The 1,910-nt window shown below is 77.0% G+C and carries 2 protein-coding genes and 1 pseudogene; 2 read left to right on the top strand and 1 reads right to left on the bottom strand.

The genetic code is table 11. The features are described 5' to 3' along the window. Positions 1–206 (top strand): annotated as a pseudogene (locus ACFV6I_RS39435) (diguanylate cyclase); the annotation flags it as partial. A gap of 59 nt (positions 207–265) precedes the next feature. Here the strand turns inward: ACFV6I_RS39435 and ACFV6I_RS39430 are convergent. After that, positions 266–805 carry a GNAT family N-acetyltransferase gene (locus ACFV6I_RS39430; RefSeq protein WP_380431101.1) on the bottom strand — a complete coding sequence of 180 codons (540 nt, stop codon included), beginning with the start codon at positions 803–805 and terminating at the stop codon, positions 266–268. Positions 806–906: 101 nt separating this feature from the next. Here ACFV6I_RS39430 and ACFV6I_RS39425 point away from each other — a divergent pair. Next, on the top strand, positions 907–1,910 hold a 1,004-nt coding region (locus ACFV6I_RS39425; protein WP_380431098.1), incomplete at its 3' end, for a histidine kinase.

The following is a 1,910-nucleotide window of genomic DNA, read 5'->3' as shown; positions in this document are numbered from 1 at the left end:
CGGCCGCCGACCGGGACGCGGTGGTCGCCGCCCATCCGCGCCCGGACTTCAAGCGCGGCATCCTGCGCGCCTTCCACGACGGCGTCGCGCCCAAGCCGGAGACCGCCTTCGGCAACGTCAAGGCGGACGTCCTCGCCCACTTCGACCCGGACTTCGAGCGGACCGACTTCGTCGCCGTGATCGAGAACTCCGCCTGGCCGGAGTGACCCCGCCCGGCCCCGCGCCCGCCCAACCCCCGCCCCCACTCCCACCCCCACAGGGCACGTCACATCGGCAGCGAGCGCAACCGCACCGGCCCCTCCGGCCACCCGGCGCCCTCCGCCAGCGGCGCCCACATGGTGCGCAGCGGCATCACCGCCAGCCGCCCCTCGGGCTGCTCCACCGTCACCTCCTCCGCGACCTCGCGGAATCCGAGCCCCCGGTAGAACGTGGCCAGCGGCGGGCGGCAGAACAGCAGCGCGTGGCGGTGGCCGAGGGTGCGGGCGTGGCCGAGGGCGGCCCGGACCAGGGCCTGCGCGAGGCCGGCGCCGCGCCGGTCGGGGGCGACGGCGACGCCGCCGACGCCGACCGCCGTCAGGTCGGTGCCGCCGACGGTGAGCGGGAGCGGCAGCAGCCCGGTGTGCGCGACGAGCCGGCCGTCGGCGGCCCGGACGCCGAAGTGGATGTCCTTGGGCAGCCAGGCCAGTCCGGTGTAGGCGACGCCGTACGGGTCGTCGCCGGGGCCGAGGATCTCGTTCTGGTCGGCGCGGGTGTACTGCGGCAGCCGGACGACGGTCGGCGGCTCGGGAGAGAAACGATCATCCATCCGACCATGATCCCTTCCGGGGAAGGCGAATTCCAGGCTGTTCCCGGCCACTGCGGCCCGCTCGCCACCCCGGGCCGGACGGGGTGTGCGAGCATGCCCCCATGCGCCAGCCCACCCAGCAGCGGCCCCGACTCCGGCGCCCCACCGGCCGGTTGGACCCCACCCGTCACCAGCACCACCCGTCCACCGACCAGCCCCACGCCGCCCACCACACCGACGCCGCCGACCAGTTGGACTCCGCCCTCGCCGCGGTGCCGCTGCCGGGCCCGCCGCTGCGCCTGCCCGGCCCGGTCGTCGCACTCGGCCCGACCGTCCTGGTGCTGCTGGTGCTCGTCCCGCTCGCCGCGGGCGACCCCGACATCGGGCCGACCACCTCGGCGCCGGTCAACGCGGGCCTGGTGGCGGCCGGCGCGCTCGCCCTCGCCGTCCGGCGGCGGTACCCGGCGGCCGTCGCCGCCGTCACCCTGCTGGGCGGCCAACTCCCACTCGCCGTCGCCCTCTACGGGCTGGCCACACGGCGCGGCGCCACCCGGGTGCTGGCCGTCCTGGCCGCGCTGGCCGGGGTGCGCCTGCTCGTCCCCATGGACCTCGGGGACGTCAGCAGCCTCTCCGCCCTCGCCAACCTGGCCGAGGACCCGCTGGTCTTCGGCGCCGTCCCGCTCGCGCTCGGCCTCACCGCCCACCAGCGCGCCCGCGCCGTCGCCACGCTCGCCGAACGCAACCGGCTGCTGGAAGCAGCCCGCCGGCACGCCGAGGAACGCGCCGCCGCCGCCGAACGCGCCCGGCTCACCCGGGAGATGCACGACGTCGTCTCCAACCGCGTCTCCCTCATCACCCTGCACGCCGGCGCCTGCCAGGTCGCGGCCGCCGACGACCCGACCACCGTCCGGGAGACCCTCGGCCTGATCCGCACCCTCGGCCTCCAGGCCCTCACCGAACTGCGCGGCCTGCTCGGCGTCCTCACCCCGGCCTCCGACCAGGGCCCCTCACTGCACGGACTGCCCGCCCTCGTCGAGGAGTCCCGCCAGGCCGGACTCGCCGTCGACCTCACCCTCACCGGCCCCGCCGAAGGACTGCCCGCCCCCGGACCGGCCGTGCAGTACGC

The sequence above is a fragment of the Kitasatospora sp. NPDC059803 genome (assembly GCF_042732255.1).
Classification (GTDB): Bacteria; Actinomycetota; Actinomycetes; order Streptomycetales; family Streptomycetaceae; genus Kitasatospora.
Note: the sequence above shows the minus strand (reverse complement) of the source record. Positions and strands in the feature narration are given on the sequence as shown.

Excerpts from the sequence above, each read along its gene's own strand:
- ACFV6I_RS39430 (WP_380431101.1), bottom strand. The coding sequence starts at position 805 with ATGGATGATCGTTTCTCTCCCGAGCCGCCGACCGTCGTCCGGCTGCCG.